We start from the raw sequence: 4,845 nt of genomic DNA, 5'->3' as shown, positions 1-4,845 counted from the left end.
CGGCTTCCTCGCCGATGCCCTGGTCGAGCATGGCTATGACCTGCTGCTCTCGCGCGTGCTGCCCGATGATGAGCGCTGGCTGGATCGCTATATCGGCACCGGCCGGGTCGATGGCATTCTGGTGATCGGCCAATCGGATCAATACCATGTGATCGAAAGCATGGCCCGCCGCTATCGCCCGATGGTGGTGTGGGGCGGGCAGATGCCAGGGCAGCGCCATTGCGCGGTGGGATCGGACAATTTCCGCGGCGGGCAGATGGCGGCCGAACATCTGATCGCGCGGGGGTGCCGCCTGCTGGCCTTTGCCGGGCCGGGGCTGGGGGTGGAATTTGGCGAGCGCCTGGCCGGGGTGCGCGCCGCGCTGGCCGCTGCCGGCCTGCCGCCGCCGGTGGAACTGCCCTCGCACTTCGAGCCCGATGCCGCCTATCGCGATCTGGCCAAGCACCTGGGCGCGCTCGACAGCATGCCCGATGGCATCGTTGCCGGCGCCGACGTGACGGCCGCCAGCATGCTCAAGGCGCTGGCCGAAATGGGCTGTGACGTGCCGGGCACGATCAAGGTGATCGGCTATGACGGGCTGCCGATCGCCGGGCATCTCGTGCCCGCGCTCACCACGATCGACCAGCACTTGCGCGAAGGGGCGCGGATCATGGTCGATCTGTTGATGCGGCGCATTGCCGGCGAAGACGCCGCCTCGGTGCGGATCGAGCCGCGCCTGCTGGTGCGCCAGTCAACCTGAGCGCAAGCCACCTGACGACAGCCCACCTGACGACAGCCAACGTGACAGCGTGAGACACCCGCCAAGGCGGCCAGGGCAATTTTTGTGCATCGATGCGCAATCGATTGCGCAAACGAAAATGATGGCGTAGGCGTAGCGTCGAATCGCGGACGACCACGCGCCGGCCCGGCCGGTGCAGCGCCGATCCAACCAGGGAGAGAGACACATGATCCATCGCACCATCCTGCTCGGCTCGGCCGGCATCCTGGCCTTGGCCCTGACGGCGCCCACCACCGCTTTGGCGCAGGAAGCCGCCCCGCAGGCCTCGCCCGAGGCGGTGGCCGATACGCCACCGGCCGAAATCGTCGTCACCGCGCAAAAGAGCAGCGAGCGCATCAGCAAGGCGCCGATCGCCGTCAGCGTGGTGGCGCAGGGCCTGCTCGATCGCCAAGGGCTGACCACCGGCGAACAGCTGGCCACCACGGTGCCTTCGCTCAAGCTGTCGCAGAACGGCTTTGCCATTCGCGGCATCGGCAGCAACAACGGCTTCAGCGGCTATTCCACCGTCGCCACGCAGATCGACGGCATCTACAATCCGTTTTCCGCCGCGCTGACCATGGCGGTGTTCGACGTGGCCTCGATCGAAGTGCTGCGCGGGCCGCAGGGCACGGTCTATGGCCGCAATGCCACGGCCGGCGTCGTCAACATCAATACCGCTGATCCGGGGCGCAACCTGGGCGGCAGCGCCAGTGTGCAGTATGGCCGCTTCAACGATATCCGCGCCCAGGCCGCGATCGACCTGCCGATTGCCGATACGTTCGGCATCCGCATTGCCGCCTTCCATCAGATCAACGACGGCTATGGCCCGCAGTTCAAGACCGACCGCTTTGACAAGACCGATCTGTCGGCCGTGCGTGTCACTGCCAAGTGGGATATCACCCCGACGTTGAGCTGGCGCGTTTCGGGCGCCTATGGCGAAAACAACAGCACCGTGCCGGCGGTCTATCTGCGCAACTATACCTATTATCCCAATGCCGATCTCAAGGCCGGCACGTTTGGCCAGGGCGTGATCGTGCCGAGCGATGCGGTCAATCCCGGCCTCGATCTGGTGACCAACAATCGCCAGGCGGTCAAAAGCTATGACGTGCGCTCGAAGATGGTGTGGCGCGCATCGGGCGCGCTTAGCCTGACCTGGCTGGCTGGCTATTCCGAACTCAAGAACAACGGCGTGACCGCAACCAGCGGCGTATTCTCGCAGGAATACATCAACCAGCGCATGCAGACCTGGTCGCACGAACTTGACGTGAACTATGAAAGCGGGCCGATCAAGCTGGTTGCCGGCGCCTATATCTCGGAAGACAAGCAGCCCTCGGGACAGCGCCTGCTGCACGCCGGCAACACCGCGCCGGCACCGTTCAACAGCGTGTACAACATCTTTGGCGCCAAGGTGGCCGGCACCGGCAACCAGATTTCCACGATCAGCGCGGTGGACGTGGTCAACACCTATTCGGGCACGGGCAGCCGTTCCAAGGCGCTGTTCGGCCAGGCCACGCTCAAGCCGGTATCGGGCCTGCGCATCAACCTGGGCCTGCGTTCCACCTGGGACAAGGTGTTCTCGCGCGAGCAGCAGCTGGTCTGCCAGGGCGACACGGTGACGCGCGCCAATATCAGCTCCACGACCTGCCCGACCTTTGCCCTCGCCTATACCGATGACAGCAACCGTCCGGAGGCCAAGTTCAGCAAGGTGAACTGGAAGATCGGCTTCGATGCCGACATCACGCCTGACGTGATCGGCTATGCCTCGGTATCGACCGGCTATCGCGGCGGCGGCCTGCAGGCCAGCACCAACCCCGCTGCGTTCCGCCAGTATGCGCCTGAAACCGTGACCAACTATGAAGCGGGCCTGCGCGCCAACCTGCTCAACAACCGCCTGTTCGTGGGTCTGACGGGCTATCAGATGGACTATCGCGACCTGCAGGTTTCGACGATCATCGTCGATCCGGTGCAGGGGCCGATCGCGGTGACGACCAATGCCGCCAAGGCGCGCATTCGCGGGCTGGAGCTGGAAACCACGTTCCGGCCGACCTCGGCCGATCGCTTCTCGGGCTATATCTCGCTGATGGACGCCAAGTTCCGCAGCTTTGCCAATACGCCCGATGGGCTGCTCTATGCCGATACGATGTACAACATCTTTGCGCCGCTCCTGGGCTATGCGCCAATCAATGCCGCCACGACCGACAACACCGGCAAGCGCCTGCCCAATGCCCCGACGTTCAGCGCGCGCGCCAGCTATGGCCACACGTTCACATTTGCCTCTGGCGCCAAGATCACGCCGGCGGTGGATTTCTATTACCAGACCCACAGCTATGCCACGGCGCAGAACATCGCGCAGGGCCTGATCGATGGCTATACCAAGACCGACCTCAACCTGCAGTTCGACGAGGCCAGCGGCCACGCCTATGTCAACCTGTTCGTCAACAATCTGGAAGATCGCCGCATTCCCACGCTCGTGACGCCGGTGTGGAGTTCGACCACGGCAAGCTATGCGCCGCCGCGCACCTATGGCATTCGCATCGGCTTCAAGTATTGACGCTGGAAAGCGCGAACGTGCGAAGGGAAGGGCGATGGACCATGCAATCAACCGGCGGGGCATGCTGGGCCTGTTGGGGGGCGCCATGATGGCCGGTTCGTTTGCCGATGCCGCGGCGGGCCATGCGCGCGCGCCGTTGCAAACCCCGATCGGGGCGAGCGCCCTGCCGCCGGCGTGGCAGGCGGCAGAGGCCGTGCCGCTGTGGCAGGGGCGCGTGGCGCCAGGTGGAATCTTTCACCCGGCCGGGCGCGCGGCCGATCTGGCGGCCACGTTCGTGACCGACGTGGCTGTACCGGAACTGCGCGTGTTCCGCCCGCAACACGGCAATGGCCGCGCGCTGCTGGTGATTCCGGGTGGCGCCTATACCTTCGTTTCGGTGCGCAACGAAGGCGTGGACGTGGCCGCGCGGTTTACCGCGCTGGGCTATACCGTGTTCGTGCTGGTCTATCGCCTGCCCGGCGAAGGCTGGACCCCGCGCGCCGATGTGCCGCTGGCCGATGCCCAGCGCGCGATGCGGCAGATCCGTGCCTTGGCCGGCACACACGGGTTTGATCCGGCGCAGGTGGCGGCGATCGGCTTTTCCGCCGGTGGCCATCTCGCCGCTTCGCTGCTGACCGGGTATGACGAGGCCTTGTTCGCGCCAGGCGATGCGATCGACCGTCTGGATGCGCGGCCGGCCTGCGGCGTGCTGGTCTATCCGGTCATCGCGATGGAGCCGCCCTATACTCACGCGCTGTCGTGCAGCCGCTTGCTGGGCGATCATCCCGATGCGGCGCTGATCGCGCGGCGATCGCCGGCGCGCCATGTCGGCGTGCAGACGCCGCCGGTGATGCTGGCGCATTCGTTCGATGATCCGGCCGTGCCGTGGCAGAACAGCACGCTGTTCATCGAAGCGATGCAGGCCGCCCACCGCCCGGTGGAGGCGCATTTCTTTGAAGAAGGCGGCCACGGCTTTGGCACCGGCCCGGCCAATGCGCCGGCCGGGCAGTGGACAAACCTGGCCGCAAGCTGGCTCGACCGCCAGCTGGGCTAAGCTAAGCCAGAAATACCCGGCACAGCAGCGCGAGGGCGAGGGCGGGCGGCATCGCGATCAGGCCCAGCTTGAAAAACGTGGCAAAGCCCACGTCTTCGCCCTCGCGCCGGATCACCTGCAGCCACAGAATCGTGGCGAGCGAGCCGGTGATCGACAGGTTCGGCCCAAGATCGACACCGATCAGCAGGGCATCGACGACCACGCGCGGCGGATGTGCCAGGGCCACTGTTCCGGCCGCGACCAGCCCGGCGGGCAGGTTGTTCATGATGTTGCAGACAAACGCCAGCACCGTTCCGGCGGCCAGCGCAGTCGTTGCCGGCTGGGCCGTGGCCTGCGACAGCATCCGCGCCAGGGCGCCGATCGCGCCGGTACGATCCACCGCCTCTACCACCACGAACAGGCCGGCCACCAGCGGCAGCACGCCCCAGGAAATGTGGCGCGCCAGGCCCAGCGGCGATTGCCGCGCGAACAGCGATACGCCGATGGCGCAGGCCAGGCCCGCCA

At 66.1% G+C, this 4,845-nt stretch carries 4 protein-coding genes; 3 read left to right on the top strand and 1 reads right to left on the bottom strand.

What is annotated here, in order from left to right:
• From H926_RS28095 to H926_RS0116065, 3 genes are all read left to right on the top strand, one after another.
• The coding region (locus tag H926_RS28095; protein WP_043609931.1) for a substrate-binding domain-containing protein at positions 1 to 739 on the top strand (739 nt) is incomplete at its 5' end.
• A 205-nt stretch (positions 740 to 944) separates the two neighbouring features.
• A complete protein-coding gene (locus tag H926_RS0116070; protein ID WP_022677233.1) occupies positions 945 to 3,308 on the top strand; it encodes a TonB-dependent receptor in 2,364 nt (787 codons plus the stop codon).
• Between the two features lie 34 nt (positions 3,309 to 3,342).
• Complete coding sequence (locus tag H926_RS0116065; RefSeq protein WP_022677232.1) at positions 3,343 to 4,341, top strand: alpha/beta hydrolase; 999 nt, start codon at positions 3,343 to 3,345, stop codon at positions 4,339 to 4,341.
• Between the two features lies 1 nt (position 4,342).
• Here H926_RS0116065 and H926_RS0116060 read toward each other — a convergent pair.
• A partial coding sequence (locus H926_RS0116060; RefSeq protein WP_022677231.1) for an ArsB/NhaD family transporter occupies positions 4,343 to 4,845 on the bottom strand: 503 nt, incomplete at its 5' end.

It is taken from the genome of Novosphingobium sp. B-7, assembly GCF_000410615.1.
Classification (GTDB): domain Bacteria; phylum Pseudomonadota; class Alphaproteobacteria; order Sphingomonadales; family Sphingomonadaceae; genus Novosphingobium; species Novosphingobium capsulatum.
This window is presented reverse-complemented; position numbering and strand designations above follow the sequence as displayed.